Annotated in this window: 18 protein-coding genes and 1 pseudogene; 4 read left to right on the top strand and 15 right to left on the bottom strand. The window is 58.4% G+C overall.

Features of this window, described 5'->3' with window-relative positions; genetic code table 11:
* Nucleotides 1-221: 221 nt before the first annotated feature.
* The 12 genes and pseudogenes from KZ498_RS21420 to KZ498_RS21365 all read right to left on the bottom strand — a co-directional run.
* A complete protein-coding gene (locus KZ498_RS21420; protein ID WP_312621476.1) occupies nucleotides 222-1,745 on the bottom strand; it encodes a primase-associated protein in 1,524 nt (507 codons plus the stop codon).
* The gene (locus KZ498_RS21415) at nucleotides 1,742-2,626 is read right to left on the bottom strand and encodes a DNA primase (RefSeq protein WP_312621475.1); all 885 of its coding nucleotides are present in this window, start codon (nucleotides 2,624-2,626) and stop codon (nucleotides 1,742-1,744) included. The genes KZ498_RS21420 and KZ498_RS21415 overlap by 4 nt, the downstream gene beginning before the upstream one ends.
* Nucleotides 2,623-6,441 carry an ATP-binding protein gene (locus KZ498_RS21410; RefSeq protein ID WP_312621474.1) on the bottom strand — a complete coding sequence of 1,273 codons (3,819 nt, stop codon included), beginning with the start codon at nucleotides 6,439-6,441 and terminating at the stop codon, nucleotides 2,623-2,625. Before KZ498_RS21410 ends, KZ498_RS21415 begins: the two co-directional genes overlap by 4 nt.
* Nucleotides 6,434-8,668: a VirB4 family type IV secretion system protein gene (locus KZ498_RS21405; RefSeq protein WP_312621473.1), complete on the bottom strand. Its 2,235-nt coding sequence runs from the start codon at nucleotides 8,666-8,668 to the stop codon at nucleotides 6,434-6,436. The genes KZ498_RS21410 and KZ498_RS21405 overlap by 8 nt, the downstream gene beginning before the upstream one ends.
* The gene (locus tag KZ498_RS21400) at nucleotides 8,652-9,773 is read right to left on the bottom strand and encodes a hypothetical protein (protein WP_312621472.1); all 1,122 of its coding nucleotides are present in this window, start codon (nucleotides 9,771-9,773) and stop codon (nucleotides 8,652-8,654) included. The genes KZ498_RS21405 and KZ498_RS21400 overlap by 17 nt, the downstream gene beginning before the upstream one ends.
* 2 nt (nucleotides 9,774-9,775) lie before the next feature.
* A complete protein-coding gene (locus tag KZ498_RS21395) occupies nucleotides 9,776-10,891 on the bottom strand; it encodes a hypothetical protein (protein ID WP_312621471.1) in 1,116 nt (371 codons plus the stop codon).
* Between the two features lie 2 nt (nucleotides 10,892-10,893).
* Nucleotides 10,894-11,751, bottom strand: coding sequence for a hypothetical protein (locus tag KZ498_RS21390; protein ID WP_396276163.1), 858 nt, complete (start codon nucleotides 11,749-11,751; stop codon nucleotides 10,894-10,896).
* A complete protein-coding gene (locus tag KZ498_RS21385) occupies nucleotides 11,748-13,481 on the bottom strand; it encodes a hypothetical protein (RefSeq protein ID WP_312621468.1) in 1,734 nt (577 codons plus the stop codon). Before KZ498_RS21385 ends, KZ498_RS21390 begins: the two co-directional genes overlap by 4 nt.
* Nucleotides 13,482-13,509: 28 nt before the next feature.
* The gene (locus KZ498_RS21380; RefSeq protein ID WP_312621467.1) at nucleotides 13,510-13,929 is read right to left on the bottom strand and encodes a hypothetical protein; all 420 of its coding nucleotides are present in this window, start codon (nucleotides 13,927-13,929) and stop codon (nucleotides 13,510-13,512) included.
* A 6-nt stretch (nucleotides 13,930-13,935) separates the two neighbouring features.
* Nucleotides 13,936-14,214: a hypothetical protein gene (locus KZ498_RS21375; protein ID WP_312621466.1), complete on the bottom strand. Its 279-nt coding sequence runs from the start codon at nucleotides 14,212-14,214 to the stop codon at nucleotides 13,936-13,938.
* Nucleotides 14,215-14,713: 499 nt separating this feature from the next.
* A complete protein-coding gene (locus KZ498_RS21370) occupies nucleotides 14,714-15,007 on the bottom strand; it encodes a hypothetical protein (protein ID WP_312621465.1) in 294 nt (97 codons plus the stop codon).
* A 124-nt stretch (nucleotides 15,008-15,131) separates the two neighbouring features.
* Nucleotides 15,132-15,641 (bottom strand): annotated as a pseudogene (locus KZ498_RS21365) (chromosome segregation protein SMC); the annotation flags it as partial.
* A 7-nt stretch (nucleotides 15,642-15,648) separates the two neighbouring features.
* Here KZ498_RS21365 and KZ498_RS21360 point away from each other — a divergent pair.
* The gene (locus KZ498_RS21360) at nucleotides 15,649-15,975 is read left to right on the top strand and encodes a hypothetical protein (protein WP_312621464.1); all 327 of its coding nucleotides are present in this window, start codon (nucleotides 15,649-15,651) and stop codon (nucleotides 15,973-15,975) included.
* Nucleotides 15,976-16,442: 467 nt separating this feature from the next.
* Here the strand turns inward: KZ498_RS21360 and KZ498_RS21355 are convergent, their stop codons facing one another.
* Nucleotides 16,443-16,784: a MarR family winged helix-turn-helix transcriptional regulator gene (locus KZ498_RS21355; RefSeq protein ID WP_312621463.1), complete on the bottom strand. Its 342-nt coding sequence runs from the start codon at nucleotides 16,782-16,784 to the stop codon at nucleotides 16,443-16,445.
* On the opposite strand from KZ498_RS21355, the gene KZ498_RS21350 reads away from it, so the two are divergent.
* Together KZ498_RS21350 and KZ498_RS21345 are read left to right on the top strand one after the other, a co-directional pair.
* Nucleotides 16,774-17,112, top strand: coding sequence for a radical SAM domain-containing protein (locus KZ498_RS21350; protein WP_396276162.1), 339 nt, complete (start codon nucleotides 16,774-16,776; stop codon nucleotides 17,110-17,112). The genes KZ498_RS21355 and KZ498_RS21350 overlap by 11 nt on opposite strands.
* 487 nt (nucleotides 17,113-17,599) lie before the next feature.
* A complete protein-coding gene (locus KZ498_RS21345; RefSeq protein ID WP_312621462.1) occupies nucleotides 17,600-17,959 on the top strand; it encodes a hypothetical protein in 360 nt (119 codons plus the stop codon).
* 407 nt (nucleotides 17,960-18,366) lie between these two features.
* Here the strand turns inward: KZ498_RS21345 and KZ498_RS21340 are convergent, their stop codons facing one another.
* Nucleotides 18,367-18,858 carry a redoxin domain-containing protein gene (locus KZ498_RS21340; protein ID WP_312621461.1) on the bottom strand — a complete coding sequence of 164 codons (492 nt, stop codon included), beginning with the start codon at nucleotides 18,856-18,858 and terminating at the stop codon, nucleotides 18,367-18,369.
* Between the two features lie 395 nt (nucleotides 18,859-19,253).
* Here KZ498_RS21340 and KZ498_RS21335 point away from each other — a divergent pair, with 395 nt between their 5' ends.
* Nucleotides 19,254-19,433, top strand: coding sequence for a hypothetical protein (locus KZ498_RS21335; RefSeq protein ID WP_312621460.1), 180 nt, complete (start codon nucleotides 19,254-19,256; stop codon nucleotides 19,431-19,433).
* A 110-nt stretch (nucleotides 19,434-19,543) separates the two neighbouring features.
* Here KZ498_RS21335 and KZ498_RS21330 read toward each other — a convergent pair whose 3' ends face one another.
* Nucleotides 19,544-20,098, bottom strand: a complete 555-nt coding sequence (locus KZ498_RS21330) for a DoxX family protein (RefSeq protein ID WP_312621458.1) — start codon at nucleotides 20,096-20,098, stop codon at nucleotides 19,544-19,546.
* Nucleotides 20,099-20,417 lie beyond the last annotated feature (319 nt).

Here is a 20,417-nt window from a genome sequence, read left to right as displayed (position 1 = left end):
GTAATGAAGGAGATATCGGCCGTGTCTGGATTCCTTAGGGTCGCTGCTTCACTTATTCTGAGTCCCTCGAGGTCCTCCGCCTCGGAACTTCGGGTCGTGGAATACCTCCGATTCTCTCGATTCTGGCTGTGTTAGGTGCTGAAAATTGCCCGACGCGGATTCAGAAGGGGTTGGTTTTGGTCTACAAAACAACTCTCGAAAATCTGAGGGAAGACTATGATTTAGAATTTCTTAGCGGGACCGGCGGACTGCTCGTCCACTTGCTCGTACATCTCATCGGGAAACGGGAGACTCCCCCAGATCGAGTAGGGACACTGGTCCTGGCCGATACAGTAGCGCTGTAGATCGTCGTTATCGCAGTTCATCGGCAACGGCGTGTCGCCGTCGATCGTGTTCGAGAACTCGTAGCGAACCTGGTACTCAGTCTCCTGCTCGTCGTACCACGGCCACCGGAAGAAGACGTCCTTGAGGTCCGCAACGATCTCGTCGAGGCTGCTGTCCTGATACTGCGGCAACCACATCACCATCCGCGCGAAGTTGTAGAGGTCCTTCCGCACCGGCTTCTTCTCGTGGAGCCGTTCCTCCATATTCGCCATACAGGGGAGTTCGAAGAGGTCTTCGATCTCTCGCACCTCGATCTGTTCGGCGCCGGTTCCGGCTCGCCCGATTCGGTACGTATTGACGCGCCCGTCGCGGTCGATCGTGACGGCCGAGTGGGACTCGTGGTCAGCCAGCGTCTTCGCGAGACTGCTCGGATTCGAGATCCAGTCCGTCACCGAGGATTCCCAGTCATCTTCAGCGTCGTACGCCGTAACCGCTCGATAGAGCTCTTTCGCCGTGTGGAACTCACCCGTTTGCGCCACGTCGTCGGGGGCGTCACTCAGGGCCCGTCGAAGGACGCGGATCGTCCGTTCCCCACGGTCCCAGTTCCGCCAGATCCGCTCGTGATGGCCGGTCTTGAGGAAGCGGTCAATCCGCTCCGTAATCGCCGACTCGTTCGTGGTCAGCCACGATAGCTGGTCGTCGGAGAGCCCGTCTTCTTGCACACGCAGGAGCTTCTTGAACGCCCGCTCAGCGTAGTCCCGATACTTGCTGTCGAAATCACCGACCGGGACGTACAGGTTGTTGTCCTTCACTCGCGTCAGTATCTCCCCGCCGTCACTCCCCGTCGACGACTCGCCCTCCGCTCGAACGAGGCATTTGCGTGACGCCGCCGCCATCGGTATTTCGAGGTACAGGCCATCCCCGAACTCCGGCATCTCCGTGATGCCCGTACAGACCCGACCCGGATGTGGGCCATCCTCCCCGGGTTCCTTGCTGTACAGCACGTCGGCGATGTCCTGCTGGAGTGACCCATCGCCGTGGGCGCGGATGAGAGAAGCAAGATTGTTGACGTACAGCTCCCGGATATCGTAGAGCACCTGGATGTTCCGTGGCGACGCGTGCTCGAACTTCGGGTGTTCTTTCACACAGATTGCACTCAGCGTCGCGAGCACGGCAAGCGTTCCTGGCTCGTCGACGAACGGTTCCTCGGCGGCGTCGGCACGAACCTGCTCTTTGAACGCCGCCGTCCCGAACCGCTCGACGTCGTTCACGAGGTCCTCGGGCTGGTCCTCGCCGTCGACGACGTATCGATTGTACCCACGCGTAAACAGCTGGTTGATGCGGGTCTCACCGTATTCCAGCGGGAGTGCCGCAACCCGATACGCCATGTCCTCGTCGTCGGTGGGGGTACCCGGACTCATTCGTCGATCACCTCGGGTGTCGCCGACCGAACGTCGAACGCCGAGCTCTCGATTGGTTGAACGATGCTACAGACGTCGGCGTGCAGCGAGTAGGGCAGGCGGGCGACACGCCGGCGGTCGGCCGTCACGACGGGGTCGATCGGGATGTCGTAGGTCTCGAGAAGGAGGTCGTTCAGCACCTCGCGACTCTGCTCGTCGTATCGGTGCGCCGGGTCGGTATCCAGTAGGTAGACGTGGATGCCTTGCCCGCTGTACACGACCATCGTCTCCTCGGCGTCGAAATCGTCCTCGAAGATATCGCGCACCTCGAACCCGTACTCGATGGCGCGGTCGATATCTTCGAAGGCGTACGGATATCCCTTGGGAGCGGCGTCGAGGATACCCGCAGCGTCGAGAAGCGCATCGCCGTCCCGGTCGTCGACGTCCGCCGACACCATCCCGTCCGCTCGGTCGCGGGCAATCTCTTTCGCGTCGATGTCGACGAGGAGGACCCACGGTCGTTCCCAGTGATCCAGCGCGTAGTAGACGGCGTCGGGCCGTGGGTCCGGTTTCTCCAGCACCTCCGGATCTGCCAGTGCGAACTCGCTCCGCCCCAATGGGTCGTTGCGAGCTGAGTGCCGAATGAACTCGACGACGTCCTCGAAGTCGTCGAACTCGGGCGTCGTTCGGTCTCCCGACGCATCTGTTTGCCACGTATCCCGCCGGATGAAGTCCTTCTCCGGCACCTCGTCTTTGCGAACCGGGTGGGACTCTCGGAAGGCGATGGCGTACTGTTTCGGGCCGGTCGCCGTGATGAATTCCGGCAGATCGTCCAGATAGCGGGGGAACTCCTCGGCGTAGTAGGCGTAAATCTCCTCGCGGGTCGCCTGTCGCCACGTCATTGATTGACCTCCTGATCGAGATTTGTGAACCCGCGAACGGTAGTCATTCCCGCAGCATCGAACTCGTCGACGGCGTCTCTGATGGTCGCGAACGACCGTGCCGCCCGCCCGCTGACCCGCTCGTCGATCCGATCCACGTCGGCAAGGCTATCCAGAACGTTGAGCGACGTCTCGCGATTGTTGAAGGCCCAGATCGCGTCGGCGTCCACCGCGCTGAGTTTGTCGTAATCCTCGACCGGGGCGTGCCGGTTGTTACTCGCGAGCTCTGCTTCGCCGGCCCAGACGAGATCGCCGTCCCCGTCGATGCCGGCCACGTCCAGTACCGTGCCGTCGTCAGTTTCGTAGTACGGTTCCACGCGACCGACGTCATCCCGCTGGTGGAGCCACAGCTCGAGGAGCCGGACGCCAACCTTGTGTGGCGTTTTCTCGCCGAGATCGCCCGCTCCTGGTCCCGCCTTCAATTCCTTCCGGAGGAGGTCTCGACCGTCCGGGAGGACGGTGTAGTACTTTCGCCCCGCCGCGGAGTCCGCTTCCAGTAGCTCCTGCTCCGTGAGCCGCTCCATATGGAGGTCATCGTATTCGTCTCGGAGCTGGCTCATCCTGTCCAGTAACGTGTACTCGTCGTCCTCTCGGTTCATCACGTTGAGGACCCGATTCAGGAACCGGACGTCGTCACGGCTGAGCCCGCGTTGTCGGAGCTCGTCATCGGGGACGGGCACGCTGCTTTCCTGGACGGGCGTTGCTCCGTTCTCCGGCTGCGCTGCTTGGTCATCTGCTGATTCCTCGTCGGTCTCGGTGGCCTGCCCGAACAGGGGGCTCATCTCTGCCCCGTCTGAACCTGGGTCGCTGTCCGTCTCGGGCTGGGTGGTCGACCCGTCCTCGGTCATCGATTCGCTGATGAACACGGATTGCGTCGGGTCGGTCGCTGCATCGCCGTCGGCAGCCGAGCCCATCCTCTCAGCCCCCGAACTCCCCCAGCTAGTCTCTTCCGGAGCAGTGGTCGACCCAGTCGGCTCTGTCAGCCCGTACTGGGCCTGTGTTTGCTCGACCATCCGTGGCCGGGACACGGACTCGAAATGGTCTTCCTGGGGCTCTGTGAGCGGCTGGTCGCTTTCTGGATGCCCCGCCGCAATCGGGAGCGGCTTCAGCGAAAACGGCGGCGGACCAGTCTCCCCGAACGACGGACTCGGGAGTTGGACGATCCACTCGCCACTTGGGAGCGTGTTGATTCGGTTACGGAGTTCGGTCGGGCTGAGATCCTCGTGGGCAAGCGACTCCGCGAGATCGCGCTCGATTGAGATGTTGCCGATGAGCTTCGTCTTGATGTTGTTCAGCACCTCGTCGTAGGCCCGCTCGTTCCGGTTCCGAACCTGTTCGGGGAACTGCATCACGAGCCCCATACTCAGGCCGAACGACCGGCCCTGCGGCAGAAGCTGCTCGGAGACCAGTTTTGTCGACGCGACCGGCGCCGCCTCTTCGATGATGAGGTTCGTGAGCTTCTCGTAGTCGGCTTGGCCGTCGCGCCGGCGCACCTGCACGGCGTCCCAGAGGTTGCTCAGCAGTAGGAGCGTGATAGCACGCTGAGCCTCTGGACGGAGGTCGCCGAGGTCGAAGATGATGGTGGCGTCTTCATCGAGGAACTCGCGGAAGTCGAAGCGGTTGTCGACGTATTCGCCGGTTTCGTTCTGTTCGGGGACATGGCTGAAGATTCGCCGGAGATGCGCGTCCTCTTTGAGCTTGTCGAGGCGGTTCCCGACGGCGTCCATCGACACCTGGAACTGGTGGTTGTCCTTCGCGAAGTGACGCGACAGCGATCCCTCGATGTTCTGGTTGTCCGCAGAGACCGGGGGAATCGTCTGGTCGCGCTGCATCCGGAGCGCGGCGGCGAAGAGGTCGTCCAAGCCGAACACGTCGCTCCCGTACTCCTCGTCGAACAGCGCCTTGATCAGATAGCTCAGAATCTCGTTCGCGACGAACGCCTGCCCGTACTGCTCGCGACCCATAATCATCCGAAGGATGTCGTGGAAGTGGTCGACCTTGTCTTGAATCGCGTCCTCACGGTTGCGGCCCGCTTCGAGCGCGGGGCGGATGTCGAAGAACGAGAACGCGGGGATGGTCTCCGGGACGCGGAAGTGGTAGACGTCGTCGAGGCCACCGAACCGCTCATAGTGGCAGCGCAGGTAGTTCTCACACATTCCGTCCCCCTTCGGGTCGACGAGGACGACGGGGCCACCCGTCGACTCGCGAAGCGAAAGGGCGTCGTTGATGATGGCCTTCGACTTCCCGCCGCCCGTCGAGGCGAACCGGCCGTAATGCGTCGGCAACAGGTCCGGCGGAATCCGGATGGGGTCCGGCCGTGGCTCACCGTTTTCGTCGAGCGCGTAGCCGATGGCCATCCCGTCCTGGAACTGCTGGATCAGATCCGGATTGGGCAACGGGAGCGGATTCCGACTCTGCTGTTCGGCCCTCGTTCCCCGCGTCCCTTCGACGGTCAACTGTTCGGAGGAGGGGACGAGGACGAAGTTCGCGAGCTCCGTCCCGCTGAGGACCAGCTCGGGGCGGGTCTTCCCTCGTCCCGTCGTCAACTCGCGATTGAGGAGGCGCTGGAGAGCGGCCCGTGCCTTCGTCTCCTTCGTTTTCTCACGGAAGCCGCTGTCCCGGAGGCGTTGCCCCTCGACCTCGTAGAACGGTCCATCAAGCGGGTCGAACACGGGGAGGAGCGAGTCCATCCGGCCATCGAGGTCGTCGTGGGTGTCGTCGGTGGGGACACCGACGGCCCGGATGTTGACCGTAAACGACCGTTTGGCGTTCTTCGCGTCGATGTACTCGATCCGCTTCTCGACGGCCTCGCTGAGCTTCCGGTCGTCCTGGTCGCTCCGCTGCTCCTCGACCTCGAGTAACGACCCGACGACCTCTTGGAAGAACGTATCCCGACCGTCGACAAGGTCCTCTTTCCGCACCTCCGCGTCGGACTGCCAGCTGGCACGCCGTTGGAAGACCACTTGGAACGCGGTCGGCGCTGTCGCCTCCATCAGGTGGTCGATCAGCGACGCCAGCGCGGCGCCCGGCTCGTCGACGGACGAGAGGCCGCCGTCAGTTTCCTCTGCTGTGAACGGCGTCAGCGAAGTCATCCAGTCCTGCTTCCGCGACGCGGAGCCACACCACCGAACACCGAGCGGCGAGACAGCGTCTTGGACCGGGCGGGCCAGGATCGTTCCTGCCGGTGTCATCGTTGGCTTCTCGATAGTCCGTCGCTCTTCCTCCTCGTCTGGAAGTGCATCGGGCGGCGCTAATTCAAGGGCTGAGTCCCCGACAGTAACGTAATGGTCGGGGATACTCGTGGCTGCCGTACCGCCGTCGACGACGGGGTCTGCTTCGGCTGACTCGGAGTCCCCTGATTCCTCGTCGACGATGTCGTACTGTTCTCCCGGGCCAAACTCGTACTGCAGCCGCCCGCCCTCGTAGTGGTCGACGAATTCCTGCGGTGTGAACTCGACTGGCTGAATGAGCCGAGCGGCGACGTCGACGTCGACGCGTTCGATGTCGAACGTGGCTGGATAGATGGATCGGAGGCGCTTCTCGAGCGTATCGAGGTGTGCATCGGCCCCGTAGAAGAACTCCACCGGGTCGTCCGGGCCATCACTGATTGCGAGGAACTCGAATCGGGGTGGTGTCTCACTGTGGAGCGGGTTCAGCTTCGCCCTGAGGCCCGACGAGCCGGGCGTGGTCAGTTTGTGGAGACTGTCGAGGACTCGGGGGATGCTCTCCGGGTCAAGTCGCTCGGATGTCGGCGTGACGCGCAGGTACTCAGCCATCGTTGGTCCCCTCCGTCGACCCACCGTCTGGCTCAGCTTCGACGGCGTCTGATCCCTCGTTCGGTTCGATCGTTTCGTTCGTTCCGTTCGTTTCTCGGTGTTTGAGCTCTTCCTGGAACTCCTTCATCTCGGTATCGACGGCCTCATCGCCGGCACCGGGCAGCGAAGACCGAACTTGGGAGGTCGGGTCGAAGTCGATGACCTGCTTCTCCTTGGGCATCGCTTTGACCTGGATGCCGCGCCACTTGCCGTCGACGCCTACCAGCGCCTCGGAGAAGCCGGCGTCCTCGTTGCCAGGCACAGCGTCCTGAACGAACCGCATCTGTGCGTAGTTCAGCCCGAACTCGTCGGCCCACTCCTCGTCCATCCCGTCGAGGCGGTGGAACTGCTTTACCGCACACTGGTCGAGGATCGCCTCGCTTTCGGCGTGCTCGAAGAACTCGTCGACGGTCTGTGTGACCAGCCGGATCGAGAGGTCGTGGTGGCGGTGATGACGGAAGACAGTCTCGAGGAACGCCAGACTGGCGGCGTCCTGCATGATGTAGCGAGCCTCGTCGATGTAGAACACGACCTCTTTCTCCGAGACTTTCGCCCGCTCGTACACCAGCGAGATGAGCAGCTGCATAGTCAGCGCCGTGCTGCTGTCAACGCTGCCCTCCTGCTGGGCGAGGTCGAGGTAGATGACTTTCTCGTCCCGGATGTCGAAGTCTGATTCTTGGCCGAGGTTGGCGTGCCGTCCTCCTTCCTCGAAGGGGCGTAGCTGGTCGAGGAGCCACGTCGCGTCCTCCTTGATCTTCCCCGCCTCCTCGTCGGACCGGACGACGAACTCCTCAGGGTCGTCAACCATGTCCTCGAAGACGTCCATCATATCCTGAATCGTCGGGCTCGGGTTGTCGTGCGTCGAGATGTCGTCGGTGACCCCGTTGCGCTTGTACGCCCGCTTGAGCCCGAGTTCGAGCGTCGTCCGGCGGTCGCCAAGCGAGATACCGCGGAGCGCGAAGAAGTTCGTCAGGAAGCTCATCGCGTCGTCGAGCTTCTCGTTAAACGGGCTGGCGTCCTCGCCCATCGCCCGCTGGACGTGCTTGGGCGTCTCCCGAATCTCCAAGGGGTTCAGTCCGAGCGTCCCACCGACCGTGATGCGTTTGGCATCGAGCGCTTCCGCGACGCCAGCCCAGTTGTTCAGCGGTTCGAGGATGATGCCGATACGGTCCTTGCTCTGCTCGATTGACCGGATGAAGTTCTGCTTCGAACTGAACGATTTCCCCGAACCGGTGTCGCCGACGGTGAACATCGCGTACCCGTTATCCCTTGCGAACGGGTCGATGACGACCGGGCTCTGGTTGTCCTTGTGAATCCCGAACTCCACGCCACCTTCCTCGAGAATCGTCGCGTTGTGCGGCGAGGACAGCAACGCGCCGACCGCGCCGCCGAGCGCAATCGACGTCCGCCCGAACTCGTTGTCGCCGATAGGCGCGGCGGACTGGAGGGCAAGATCCTGCCGACAGATTGCGCTCTTCGGCGTGAGGTTCGCCGGGTCGTCACGGAGCGCACTCTTGACTTTCTGGACGGCATCCCGGAGTGCCTCCTTCTCGTCGGCTCTGGCCGTGATCAACATCCCCTGGTCGAAGACGTTCGCGCCGTTCTCGACGGCTGTGTACGTCGCAGCGGCCTCGTTGGCACGCTCCTGCAGGTAGGCACTCCGCACGCTCTGTTCAAGATCAGCGTCCACCTGGAGGTCGTCAGCGATATCCTGTAGTTCGTTCCGGGCCCGCTCCTGGTTCTTCGGCGTGATGTGGGCCGTCAAATCGAACTGCACGTCGGTCATCTCGAAGAGGTCAGAAAGGTAGCCGTCGTTGGGGTAGTCCGGGTAGTCAGCGATGTACAGCGTCGTCGTCCACTGCTCGCCGACCCGTGCCGCGCGCGTCTCCCACTCGATTGCTGCCGGCGCCGTCACCGTCTTGTGTGACTCGGCGATGTCGTCGAGGAGTTGGCGTTCGGCCGCGCCCTGTTCGATGGTCTCCTTGTCGAGGAGGTCCGAGAACTCGACCTCTTCCTCGTTGTCGTCGGTGTACCAGTCCCAGAGGGATTTCCCGCCGATCCCGACCAGTACCGCGAGCAGAATGTAGAGAGCCGCACCTTCAGCTGAGGTCGGGTTCGTGAGCCACTCCGTGAGCTGGCCAACGGCTCCGCTGCCCGTCTGGAGGACGAGGTTACGCATCATGGGCATCCTCCCGGCGTGAGTGGCCGATGATGGGTTGGTCGCGAACGACGCGCTCTGCGTCCTCGTACTCGTGTTCGCGGCCGTTCCAGAAGTCCATATTCAACACGAAGAGCTCGACCGTGCTGAGCCGGCGTGCGGACCAGCCCGACGCCTGCTGGATGAACTCCGACCGCACGTCGTTGACCCGGCTGTCCAACTTCTCGAACATCTGTGCGCGGCGCTCGACGTCGGTGAGGTCCTCACGGCGGGTTACGAACGGGTTGAACAGGAACCCGATGACGGGGAACTGGGTCAGCTTCTCTGCCGGCGTCCCTTCGTCGCGGAAGCGGTCGTAGACTTCCAGCGGGGTGACCTCGACGCCGATGTAGTACCGCACCTGCTGGATGCCCCGTTCGCGCATCTCCTTCGGCCGCGTCTCCCGATACTCCTCAAGGAGTTTCCGGAAGATCGGGTTTGCTTTGACGTCCTCGTCGTTCAGGCGGTCTTCGATGTTCTCCGTAATCTGTTCGACTGGGAACGAGCGGGTGGTCGCGTGGAGTTTGAGCTTCGAGTCCAGTTCCTTGTTGGCGAACTCTTCACCGGCGTCCTGGAGCTGTGCCCAGTCGTCGGACATCGCGAAGTCCATGTTGCCGGGGTCGATCTCGATGAACGCCTCCATCGTGCCGTCGGCACGCTGGATCGCGCCAGCCCCCGGCCACGCCCGTTCGATGTTCGTGAGGTCCTGCGTCCGATCGTCGGGCTTGAACGGTGTGTAGTTCGCGAGCCCGCCCTCGTTCCGCTCAGTCTCGTTGGTACTACTGTCGGCTTCCTCCGGGGAGCTGAAGGTGATTTGGGGGCGCTTGACGTAGCGATAGACGTCCTTCGTCCACATCCACGCATTGAGGTGGTCGGGTGAGACGTAGACGATCGCGACGCCGAATCCGAAGCCACCCGCGACGAACGGCAGGGCGAGTGATTCGATGCCGGTGAAGCCGGCGATGAACAGGCCGAAGATTGGGAAGGCGATGAGGACGCCCACGTCGCCTTCCTCGATGTTGAGGTAGGGAATGCGACTCTCCTCACCGAATTGGTCCATGATGCGCCGTGCGGCTGCGTCTTTGTCGATCGACATCGTCAGTGGATCCCCCTATCAAAGTCCATTCCGCGTTCCTCACCCGCTGTATCCGACGTAGTACCCCCGGGGTCGTTCTCGGTGCGTCGGTATGAGGGCGTACTATCTCCACCCTCTCCATGACCGCCCCGAGCAGCAGCTTTTTGTGCGACAGCATGGCCGGCTGCGGCTTTCGGCCCCCACCGAGCAGCGGTCGTCGCGACGCCGGCGCCGCCGACGTAAGCTCCAGCAGCCACGCCGCCGATGAGGGCTGCCCCCTTTGTCGCACCGCCGAGGACTTTCGCCGTGAGTGGCGTCGCGTACTTGAACGTCTTCCAGGTCAGGTAGAGTGCGATTAGCGGGAGCGATGCCGCGACTAGATACCGCAAAAACGGACTACTCGGAGCGATGGCGTTCTGAGAGTACAGTAAGTCGTATCCTTTGAACACCACTGCTGCAGGCAGAGGCAGGACAGCTAACGGGACGAATTTCTTACTGAACCCCATCGCGATATCCGAAAGGACGGGGACGTTTCCGTAGGCCAACGCGAACGCAATCGGCATTCCATACACGTAGACGTAGAGCAAGACTTCGCGAATGTAGTAGAGTGCCTCTAAAGCCCACATTGAGACTCCTCCAATGAGCGCGAATATGAGTGAAAGTCCAGGATTTGTGATTGAGACTTCGAGCAAGTTGAGCATCGCATCGCCCAGAGAACCCAGACTCGGAATCAGAGCGATAGTGAACCCGTCCACGATGTAGAGTCCAAGAATACTGAGCCAGTACCAGCTGATGATCAGAAACGCACCGACCCACGCAGTTTTTTTGCTGCGCCTGGCCTCGTATGCACTTCCAATATTGAATATACGGATCGTGTGACGCCCCTGAACGCACATCACGAGGAGTAGCAGTGAGATCAACATGATCTCTCCACCTACAAGCGCGTCCTGAATTGACGGCCACGGGGCATTACTGGGCTCTCCGAAGACGAATGCACCGTCCGTCTCCGGTGTTGGTGTCCCGAACATCTCCTCGGTGAGGGTCTCATAGCCGGAACGCAGACCTTCCATGAAGAGGCCGACAATCCAATCGACGACCTCTTTGAATCCCTCAAGGACGACGTCGATTAGATCAACCATGGTCAACCCTCACTGATGGATATTTCGCAGTTATCGGTTTCTTGGGAGCCTGAATACTGGATACTGTACGTTTTGGTGACTCGGTCCCCGTCAACTCGCGTTTCAAGTATTAATTCAAACTCACCGGTTTTCGACTCCTCCGAACAGGACGTGCCTGCTCCAGGAACGAAAGCAAACGGCGAGCGTGAACTGTAGAGCGTAATTTGCTCCCCGGGCGCGATAATGATCTGCTCAACCTCGGAGTCGGATTCCGGGTCGTAAATCCCGCTTACGTCTTCATGATCGATATAGTTCGTCCCCTCTTCGTCGGACGGATAGGGGACATCACCGATGAAGAGTAATTTTGTAACCGCATCGGGGCCAGTCCCCTGGTTTTCGATAGTGACGAACGCTTCCTCTTCGATGTTGCTTTCTAATCCATCCCACATCTCTTCAGGCTGGTTTCTACCGACATCCATCTCGACAACCCCGAGGCTTGGCTGGACAGAAAGCGAGCTTTCACCAACCGTTTCTTCACCGCTGAGGGCTACTATTTCGTACTCGCCAGGAGCGTACGTTGTGCCGAGATCAAATGAGATTTGCTGGGAACCTGCAGCAACCTCCCGCTGTCCGAACAGTTCGCCGTTCGGTTGGATGAGGTTGATCTGGTCGAATTCCGAATCCGAATCGAACTGGACTATGAGTGCTGTCTCTTCAACAGTTACCTGCCGGAACACACTGGATCCGCCTTCTGGAGTTGCACTACCGTTAGGACCGGTGCTTCCGTTGCCATCCATACAACCGGCCACGCTCACGAGAGCGGCGCCGGAGACTGTTCGGAGGGCGGTTCGCCTACTGATGGGTGGGGTATCTCGTGTCATGAATTGCGTTGGAAGATGTCTTCTGGGCCGAGCATCCGCAGGAGGCGCTTGCCAGCGTAGAACATCACGAAAAACGGTAGAAGCTGCCAGCCGATCTCGAACACCAGCGCAAACCAGCCGTCGATCGTTCCAAGCGGATGCCACCGGACCGTCGCGGTATCGCTCACGTACGCAGGATCGTGACCGAGCCACGAACCCGGGTGGTAACGACCTTTGTAGATGCCCGGTTCGTTGATTGTCACAATCGCCACCCCCGAGGCGTTGGTCTCGAGGCGCTGGTCTGCGACCGTGATATACCCGTTTCGGGTGGTGCCGCCGATTGGATATTGACGGCTATCGTTGAGCCCGATCGGTGCGCCGGTCTGATTATCCAGGAGTTCAACCCTGAGCGTCGTTTGCGACTGATTCTGCTGGATAACTTCGACAGTGAGATTGCTGCGGCGGAGCTGCCGTTCGGACCCGGCGTCCGGCTCGACGATTGACGCATTCACGTCTCGGACGATTCCCGCAATATGGAGCGCCTCTCGATTGACGTTCTCTGCTCGAACGGCGACGCCGTACGTCGTCGTGTACGACTGGTTGACGATGTCTATATTGATGTTCTCACCAATGATCCCGACCGGAGACGGGCGGTCAGTCCCCCAGGTTTCGATGAGTTCCGGCCCGTTTCGAACTGGCTCGGCACGCGGCCCGATCCGCGAGGGATACGCGTTAACGTAGACCGGAATCGCGTCTGACTCGACTGTGGCGGTGTCCGTTCGATTCGACCGAACGAGCGTATCCCAGTTGGTGTTCCGAGCGGTGTAGAACCGCCAGATTCCACGGACACGTGCCTCACCGTCCTCCGTGAGCGTGTACCCCTGCCATGGCCGCGACTGGAAGATGGCCACGCCGGCGTCGCCATTCGGATACTCGGCGTAATACGGGTACGCTGAGAGGTCGTAAATCTCGACGGCGATCGAATCGGAGGCGTTCCGTGATTCCGTCCGATAGGTAACGTCGACGTCCGTCCGGTTACCCTGGTCGGTCCTGACGGTCTTCTTCAGTCGGACGCTAATTTCCGCTTCCAGCGTGAGATTCGCACTCCAGTCATCCTCGATCTGATAGTCGAGGGCAGGCGTATGGGACCCGTCACGCTCGGCGATGGTGTCGCCGTTCTTTTTCAACCGGACTTCTTCGATCTCGTGCTTCGTGAGCGACCATGAAATAGTCGTGTTGCCGGAGGAGCTCCCGTTGGGTACGCGAACGCGGTAATCAACGAACCCGCGCATCGTCCCATTCGGCGCGATGTAGAGTGGGGTTTCACCGGACTCAAGGTGTCCACGAGTAGAAGGCTGGACGGCGAAGATCGTTGCGTGAGCATCTTCGATGAAGACGCCGTCCTCGAGGTCCGCGTGTGGCGGATGCACGGACGTATCTGGGCCGCCGGCGTCGAGATTTTCGAAGTCGTTCCGCGTCCACGTCGCCGCAGTCGCGGGCGGCCGTTTGAACGTAATATCCGTCCCGTTGGCGACTTGATGGAAAGCGGAACGGTTCTCGCCGTAGCGCTGGCGGTACTCCTCTTGCGTGATGTAGTTGTCCGCATCCCGGGACCACAGCGTTGCCGACTCGTTCTCGGTGAGCCCGTTCCCCTCCGTACCCGGTCGCGGTGTGTCTGCGGCGACGATACCCGTGACTAGGCTCGTCGCGAGCAAGCCGGCGATAAGCACGGAGAGCTCTCGTTGTGTCATAGGGGCTCGCGACGTGGGCGGTTGTCGCCTACCAGGGGGCGAGATCGACGCACTCCGCCAGCGGGAGGCTCATCATCGACCCAGCTACGGTATAGAGTGGCCCGAGAGCGACGAGGACGACCGCGGATTTCATCGCGGAGCGTTTGTGACGCTTGAGCCCTTTCTTTTGCTCAGGGTTCAGGGTAAACATCTCGATGAGGGAATCAGCCTGCCAGACGATGGCGAGACCGACGATTCCCAGCGCTGTGGTCAGCTGGAAGAACCCCTCAATCATACTCGGGAGGTTGTCCGCGCTACAGACCGCGTTACTCTGTGCGGCGGCCGGCTGGACAGCGAACAGGCTCAGGATAATGACGGTGAACGCTGCCTGCCGAAGGAGTTTCCCGGTCAGCAATGACTCGTTTTTAATGCTACGCTCAGGGTCGGAAGGAGTCTGGTCCTGTGACATAACGAGTTAATCATCTACATCATCTCCAGCCGTTCGCTGGCTCTGCTGGGTTTCTACAAGCGACTGGAGATCAGCGAAGTGGTTGGTGTGTTCAGCGATCTCTTCGAGTGTGTAGCCCTGCTCGCGGGCCCGTTCGAGGAGCTCACGGAGTTCATTAGGGTCGACGCCGCGAACATCCATCTCCTCACGGAGGGCACGGCGATAGAGGGCAGAGGCGTTGATATGGTCGTTCCACATCAGGTACAAATCATCGATGTCCTCGATGGTGACTGACCTTGTAATCATGCGTGCATGTATTGGTAAGCACCGGCTTAGTCCGGGTACATGTTTACTAAACATCTTGATGGCTAATAAATATTTCCTGGTAACTAATTGATGATGCAGCCATTCTATACTATCAGCCATTCAGTATTCGGTGCGTCTGCTAAATTCAGAACAGAACCCTCAAAGGGACCCTTCGGGTGACGAGAAGCTCGTGATATCCAAACCCACACGCTGCGAGGTTGTACCATCTTCTGGTCGTTGACTTCCGCACAGCGGTGGAGTGTTTGAGTAATTCGTTAACTCCCCGGAGTGAGCGATCATTGATATTCATGGAGGCGTGGTGTATGACTGCATAGACGCCCCAACTACGGTGACACCTTGTGGAAGGTATTCCGTCAAGAGCTCTCGTGCCAATTGCTCAACGCGCTCCTCCAAACTATAGTCGCGAAGAAAGCTTACTGTCCCCGGTCAATATAAAATAGCTAACCCGACTGACCTGATCCCGGCATAGAGTCTAACTCTATCGCTGAGATCTTTTTTGTGGGATCAATTCATCAATGAATGTCGTGAGTAGGTCGTCTGGTTCATATTCAAAATCATCTGCTGGTGGTTCCCAGAGTTCGACAGTAAACGCCGTCGCGTTTGTGGCATGTCCTTCAGTGGCCCTCACAATGAGAACTGCGCTTCGATAGATTACGACCGTCTTATCATCATCGACATTGAGAAATTCGATTGCGGCTTCCTCAAGTGCCGCTCGGAGGTCTCCCGGTTCATTCAATGTACAGCGCTGGACCGGCTCATCCTCGCTCGTCATACCAACTACTACCGGGTGTTTGTACAAGTACCTCAGGATACCATGACCGACTGGTGGTCGATCACACCACCCTACAAGTGTTATCCATGACCACCTCGTTACCCCAAGAAGGCTTGAGCTGACCTTAGATAGTAGTAACCCGAGTTGCGTCGTTGTCAATCGCCTGTGGATCTTCAGGCAGTAAGGCAACCACGAGATACTCAGCGTGGTATTCAAAGTAATTGACAAGTTGGGCGATTCGGTCTGAGTCAATCGCTTCCAGTGAATCCAACAGCATGAATGGCACAGTCTCGTGAAGGTCGTGGACAAGATAGCCTGCCAGTGCGAAGATCAGTCCCGTCACCTCACGCTCACTCTCGCTCAGATGTTCAATCGTATCCTCGAACAATGTCTTCTCGACTTTCCGTCGCCCCTAACGCACTGTCTGCTCGACACGTTCGATCCAGATCCGGTCGAGGTTTTTGTAGTCCAGAATCTCCAGCATCGCCTCCATATGCTCGTTGAATTCTTCGATCGCCTCGGCTTCAATCTGGTCAATCTTTGTCCGTTCATCGGTCAACTGGTCAGCCAACTCCTCGCGTTCTTCTTGGAGGTCGTCGGCACGGTCCAGCATTTCCTCGAGTTCTTCGATATCCTCCTCTGTGTGGCTTACTATCCTGTGTGGCCGACCTGTCGCACTGGCGGAGTTCGTCGACGGGGACACGGAACGTTATGAGGTCCTCGGCTCGGCGTATGGCCGTCGTCAGCTCCTGCCGGCGCTGACGGTTGCCGGCCAAGACGTTGAGGCGCTGGATGGTCTCCTCGGCCAGGTCGGCCAGCAGGACGCCAGTGACCCCGTCGCCGGCTTCGTCGACGGCGGTGACGAGCAGGTGTGGCTCACTGTCGAGTCCGGTCAGGATGACAACGTCGCCGACGCTGGGGACGATTATGCCGACACACCCCTCGTGGCTGGGCGGCCACGGGTCTGAATACGCAAGCATTTTTAGAAACCGTCCCGCAGCGGTCGGATTGGTTCCGAACCCTGTCATCGAAGCACCACACACGCTCTTCGATTCCCCAATTAACCCCTCCGCGGGTCCGGACCCCCAATATTCGGGGTGCTGTGCGCTGTATTCCGCTCGAAACGGGAGACGAAAATTACAATTATAGTGACTAACTACACCAGTAGTACCAGAACAAAGTATTTCACTTTGTCCTGGGAAACTGTCAGAGGCACGCGATACAGTCCCCCGCCGGTTTCGGCGGGCGACTGTACTGTGAGCGACACCGAATTGAACGCCCCGACAGCAACGGTTATTTACAAGTTCTGTGTCTATTCCCGCAGGGTACCAGTCGGTCATCACCTGCCCAGTGATTACGTGCCTCTGACAGCATCGGCCGACTGTGTCCCCGTTTTTGCCCCCTGAGCGACGGTACTGCGTGGGTTGCTGGGGTATTACTGTGCACCTCCAGCGACGGGTTGGGGCAGACCACACAGGCCCGCAAGTGATTCCGCGTGGCGCTGGAGTAGCTGTCTGCCAGCGTCAGTCAGCGTATACACGTTAGCGCGGGCGTCGAGGTCGTCCCGGTTGATGTGGTCCTGGTCGGTGAGCTGGTTGAGGTTCTGGAAGAGGCGACTGTGGTTGATTGGGTCGGCGTAGCGTTCGTCAATTCCGTCCTTCGACGCCACACTCATCAGGGCGATGGAACCGAACGCCCCGCCACCGATGGCTCGCTGGCAGGCGTTAGACGAGCTGCAACAGGCCATTGTGTCGGTGTTCGTCTCGATGTCGCCCACATACCCGACGATGGGCGAAGACGACTTTAACGAGCTACTCAGCTACTTCAGAGCGCTCGGTGAGGTCGTCGTCTTCCACGAACCAATCAATCCCCACGGTGCGAATTTCCAGCAGTGTCTCACCGCCGTCAAGCAAGCCGGCTACGATGATGTCGTTGAGGAACTCGAGCAGGTGCAGGACAGTCACCAGTACTGGGTCGAGTACGCCCTCGAACAACTGAACATGGTCCAGCAAGTCGCATCGCGCTTCGACAGGCTCGAAGTCCATTCCTGGCCAGACGATGACCTGGTCCGCTCGATGAGTGGCCAACTTCGGTCTAAGCTCTAGGCGATTCAACAGGTCGTCTCATCGGAATCGTTTTCCGGGAAGCAACCAAGCACGTCACCAGAGCAGTCAAAGCTGGCTCTCTCGGACATCTCATCTAACGCACTCATTAGGGTACTGCGAGAGGGTTCACCAAATCGGGTACAAGTAACGCCACCGCAAATGGGTGTCAGCACGTCACGGCGACAGAGGGCCGTAGAACGCTAACCAACAAACGAGGGGTCTTGCCCACCACTGTTGGTTAGCCAACTCCCCTTTTGATTTTTGAGCATCGTTTGTTGCTCGAGTACCTGTATGAAACCACCGCTCAGTAAGCGTGCGAATTGACTAGTGAGATTTCTAGCAGCTTTGAGAGGTGTTCTGATAGCCGTGCAAGATAAAGGGCGCATAGATATCAACGGGCACTACGAGCAGTAATAGCTCACGACAAGAGACGAGGTGCGTTGCTTATCGGGAGCACACTTAACACTACTCTCTATAGAGTTTCGCTATGACCAAGCATTCGCTCATCGAATACCTGGAGGATCGAGCTGGTGAAAACTATCGTGCCACGGTTCGATACAATGGGGACGAGACAGAGATCCTGTACGTCCGAGAGGATTTAGAAGAGACACGTCTCACAAGTCAGACTGATCGAATTGTGCGCCGTCTTCGACCCGAGACTTCATCAAAAGAGGAGGCCTCCTTTCCGTTTGGGGACCTCGCTGCCACGGTGCGGGTTTTTCACGACGCAATTCTGCTCCACTTTCCACGTGGAAAGAATCGTGGAATCTTCGTCTCGCTTGAGCCGGAGACCGCCCGTAGCCTCACCACGTTTATCAGCGAATGTGAGAAGCGCCTCCAGAACTAAGCGACGCCCTTACTCTGTCTTCCCTTTTTTGACTAACATACATTGATTGTGTATACCCACTCTAATAGCCGATTCACGAGAACAGACCCAGAATAATCGGGCTTCCGCCCTGAATCCACCATCTGGATTCTGCACGCGATTCCTAACAGGAAAATGATGGTTCTCAGTAGGGGACCTCTTAGTGGGAGAATCGAAGGCTCATTGAGATATTGCCAGCAGTAGCGGTAACAGTGAGTGATGCATCAGATGTCTCGGGAACAGGGATTTCGATTCCACAGGCTTCACATCGGATGAGTGTCAGGGTCTCGCCCTTCCCAATTATCGAATACCCGTGTCGTGCCCCCGACTTATCGCGGGTAAATTGTTCCTGACACTGCGGACATTCTTCGGAAGGGTAGGACGACAGGTTAGGCACGAAGTTGTGATATCGTGTCATTGAGCTCTTCTATCGGACCACTCGTCCATGCGTCCCAATTGTCTTCAGCGACCCATTTCCAGCGGATACGGTGTTCCTCGTCGATGAGGAACATCGACCGTTGTGGGACACGTCGGAGTCCATCTTTCTCCTCGTGGATGACACCGAGTTCCTCAATTACTTCCTCTGCAGTGTCACACAATAACGGGTAGCTGATCCGATTGTCCTCAATAAATTGCTGGTGTGAGTAGGGTCCATCACCGGAGAGACCGACCACATTCACGTCGTCATTGATTGACAGCCATTCTAATTCACTGATATCACAAACCTGGTCCGTACACACGGGAGAATAATCGTACACGTACACGTTCAGGACTGCAACGGCACCGTCAGTCAGTTCTGACAGCGTATATGTACGTATCTCGCTATCTTCATCGACACCCTCAAGCTTGAAATCGGAGAGAGTATCGTTAGTACTTGGCATTATACTGGATACAGAGTTTGGCACTAATAAACTACATGGGCAATTGAATGATTTCTTCCATTAGGGGCAAAATGATTTTAGAATTTCCAACTATGTGTTAATTTATCAATAACTATTAACCGATATGTTCAGTGTTCACTCACACTGAGCAGATGCTTCAGTAGGATATCTCTGGAAGAAACGACGCTCCCTGTGCTGACTACACTCTCTATCTTGCACGACGTTTCTGATAGACTTCTGAGGAGTGTTCGCTGGGCATGGTAGGTGTGTTACCTGTACTGACCGCTTCAGTATCTGGGTGGTCGGTCAACGAAGTGGGTAATTGAATGCTGTGGCTGGTCCGCAGTGCGGCTCAACGAATCACTGGTCGACCAGGCTGTCCGGGTGCTGAACCAATGAGCGAGGTGTCGGTTGCTGACGCGAAGGGCTTCGTGTACGATACCTTCCAGAGTTCCAAGCAGAAATCGAGTTCGAATCTCGGAGTGGGAGCGGCTTTGAACGGGTTGAAGCCGTTTGGAACGGCAGTCAGTGACGGGACTGGGTGGGAAGTTGTGACGACGATACGACGGATTTGAGCACCGGCGTGAATTTTTCACCGAGAAAGGTCAGGAACGACTGCCCGTACGATTGTGGATTCAGCACTGCCAATTAATTCATGGCTGGTACGGAACTGAACGAGAAAATGCTAGCCAAGGAAGTATCGGGTCCACGGATACCGTTCAACAAGCGGTCGCCCTCCGATTTCGTATTGTTCGATATACTGGTCGAGACCGAGAATACGGCCAGCACCGAAGGCGGCGACTGAGAGGAAGACAAGCATATACGCAAAATCTCCGTTGATGTAGCCGTGGGCAATGTCCCAGTTCCCCAGATAGAACATTAGCATCATAAATGCGCCCCAGAAAGCAGCGAGGCGTGTCAGTACACCGAAGATGAGGCCGAGGCCGATAAGTACCTCTCCCCATGGTACGGCAACGTTAACGAAATCTACGAACCATGGCGTGCTTCCCATTGAAACGAAGAGGTCAGCCACGGGACTCCCATTCGACGGGGGTGCATTCTGTAGATACCCTGCTGCGCTGAAACTCCCTGACAACACTTTATCGAACCCACTCTGGAAGAACGCTATCCCCATCATCAGCCGTAACGCGACAATGAACCAAACGCTCAGTGTGTGGAGTTTCCCTTCCGCTGTGAATCCTGCGACTGTGCTCCGAAGTTGGACTTCCTGAGACGACATGATTTCATATCCTCTCAGATCAGCCATAACCGTTGGTGACTTTTCTCAAGTAGTTGGAATGAAACGGTACTATATCAGTGAAAAGTCTATAATTTGAACTCAGATTTGCTATTGGTTGGTCGCCGAATACGTTGTCAATGCAGGGGAGACAGCGACCAGCTATCTGTTTGCGAAATGCCGATATTCGCAGAATCAAAAAGCGCCATCAAATAGCCTGCCAATCAGGAAGATAACGACGAATGCACTGAACAAAATCAACACCGCCAGAAGGAAATCGATGGTACTTCCCGACCCCTTAAGACCAATTTGTAAGGCGGGA

It is taken from the genome of Haloarcula sp. 1CSR25-25, from assembly GCF_032027985.1.
Classification (GTDB): domain Archaea; phylum Halobacteriota; class Halobacteria; order Halobacteriales; family Haloarculaceae; genus Haloarcula.
This window is presented reverse-complemented; position numbering and strand designations above follow the sequence as displayed.

Bases quoted from the DNA above. Each gene is read 5' to 3' on its own strand.
- KZ498_RS21420 (WP_312621476.1), bottom strand. From the start codon at position 1,745: ATGAGTCCGGGTACCCCCACCGACGACGAGGACATGGCGTATCGGGTT.
- KZ498_RS21415 (WP_312621475.1), bottom strand. From the start codon at position 2,626: ATGACGTGGCGACAGGCGACCCGCGAGGAGATTTACGCCTACTACGCC.
- KZ498_RS21410 (WP_312621474.1), bottom strand. From the start codon at position 6,441: ATGGCTGAGTACCTGCGCGTCACGCCGACATCCGAGCGACTTGACCCG.
- KZ498_RS21405 (WP_312621473.1), bottom strand. From the start codon at position 8,668: ATGCCCATGATGCGTAACCTCGTCCTCCAGACGGGCAGCGGAGCCGTT.
- KZ498_RS21400 (WP_312621472.1), bottom strand. From the start codon at position 9,773: ATGTCGATCGACAAAGACGCAGCCGCACGGCGCATCATGGACCAATTC.
- KZ498_RS21395 (WP_312621471.1), bottom strand. From the start codon at position 10,891: ATGGTTGATCTAATCGACGTCGTCCTTGAGGGATTCAAAGAGGTCGTC.
- KZ498_RS21390 (WP_396276163.1), bottom strand. From the start codon at position 11,751: ATGACACGAGATACCCCACCCATCAGTAGGCGAACCGCCCTCCGAACA.
- KZ498_RS21385 (WP_312621468.1), bottom strand. From the start codon at position 13,481: ATGACACAACGAGAGCTCTCCGTGCTTATCGCCGGCTTGCTCGCGACG.
- KZ498_RS21380 (WP_312621467.1), bottom strand. From the start codon at position 13,929: ATGTCACAGGACCAGACTCCTTCCGACCCTGAGCGTAGCATTAAAAAC.
- KZ498_RS21375 (WP_312621466.1), bottom strand. From the start codon at position 14,214: ATGATTACAAGGTCAGTCACCATCGAGGACATCGATGATTTGTACCTG.
- KZ498_RS21370 (WP_312621465.1), bottom strand. From the start codon at position 15,007: ATGACGAGCGAGGATGAGCCGGTCCAGCGCTGTACATTGAATGAACCG.
- KZ498_RS21350 (WP_396276162.1), top strand. From the start codon at position 16,774: ATGTCGCCCACATACCCGACGATGGGCGAAGACGACTTTAACGAGCTA.
- KZ498_RS21345 (WP_312621462.1), top strand. From the start codon at position 17,600: ATGACCAAGCATTCGCTCATCGAATACCTGGAGGATCGAGCTGGTGAA.
- KZ498_RS21340 (WP_312621461.1), bottom strand. From the start codon at position 18,858: ATGCCAAGTACTAACGATACTCTCTCCGATTTCAAGCTTGAGGGTGTC.
- KZ498_RS21335 (WP_312621460.1), top strand. From the start codon at position 19,254: ATGAGCGAGGTGTCGGTTGCTGACGCGAAGGGCTTCGTGTACGATACC.
- KZ498_RS21330 (WP_312621458.1), bottom strand. From the start codon at position 20,098: ATGTCGTCTCAGGAAGTCCAACTTCGGAGCACAGTCGCAGGATTCACA.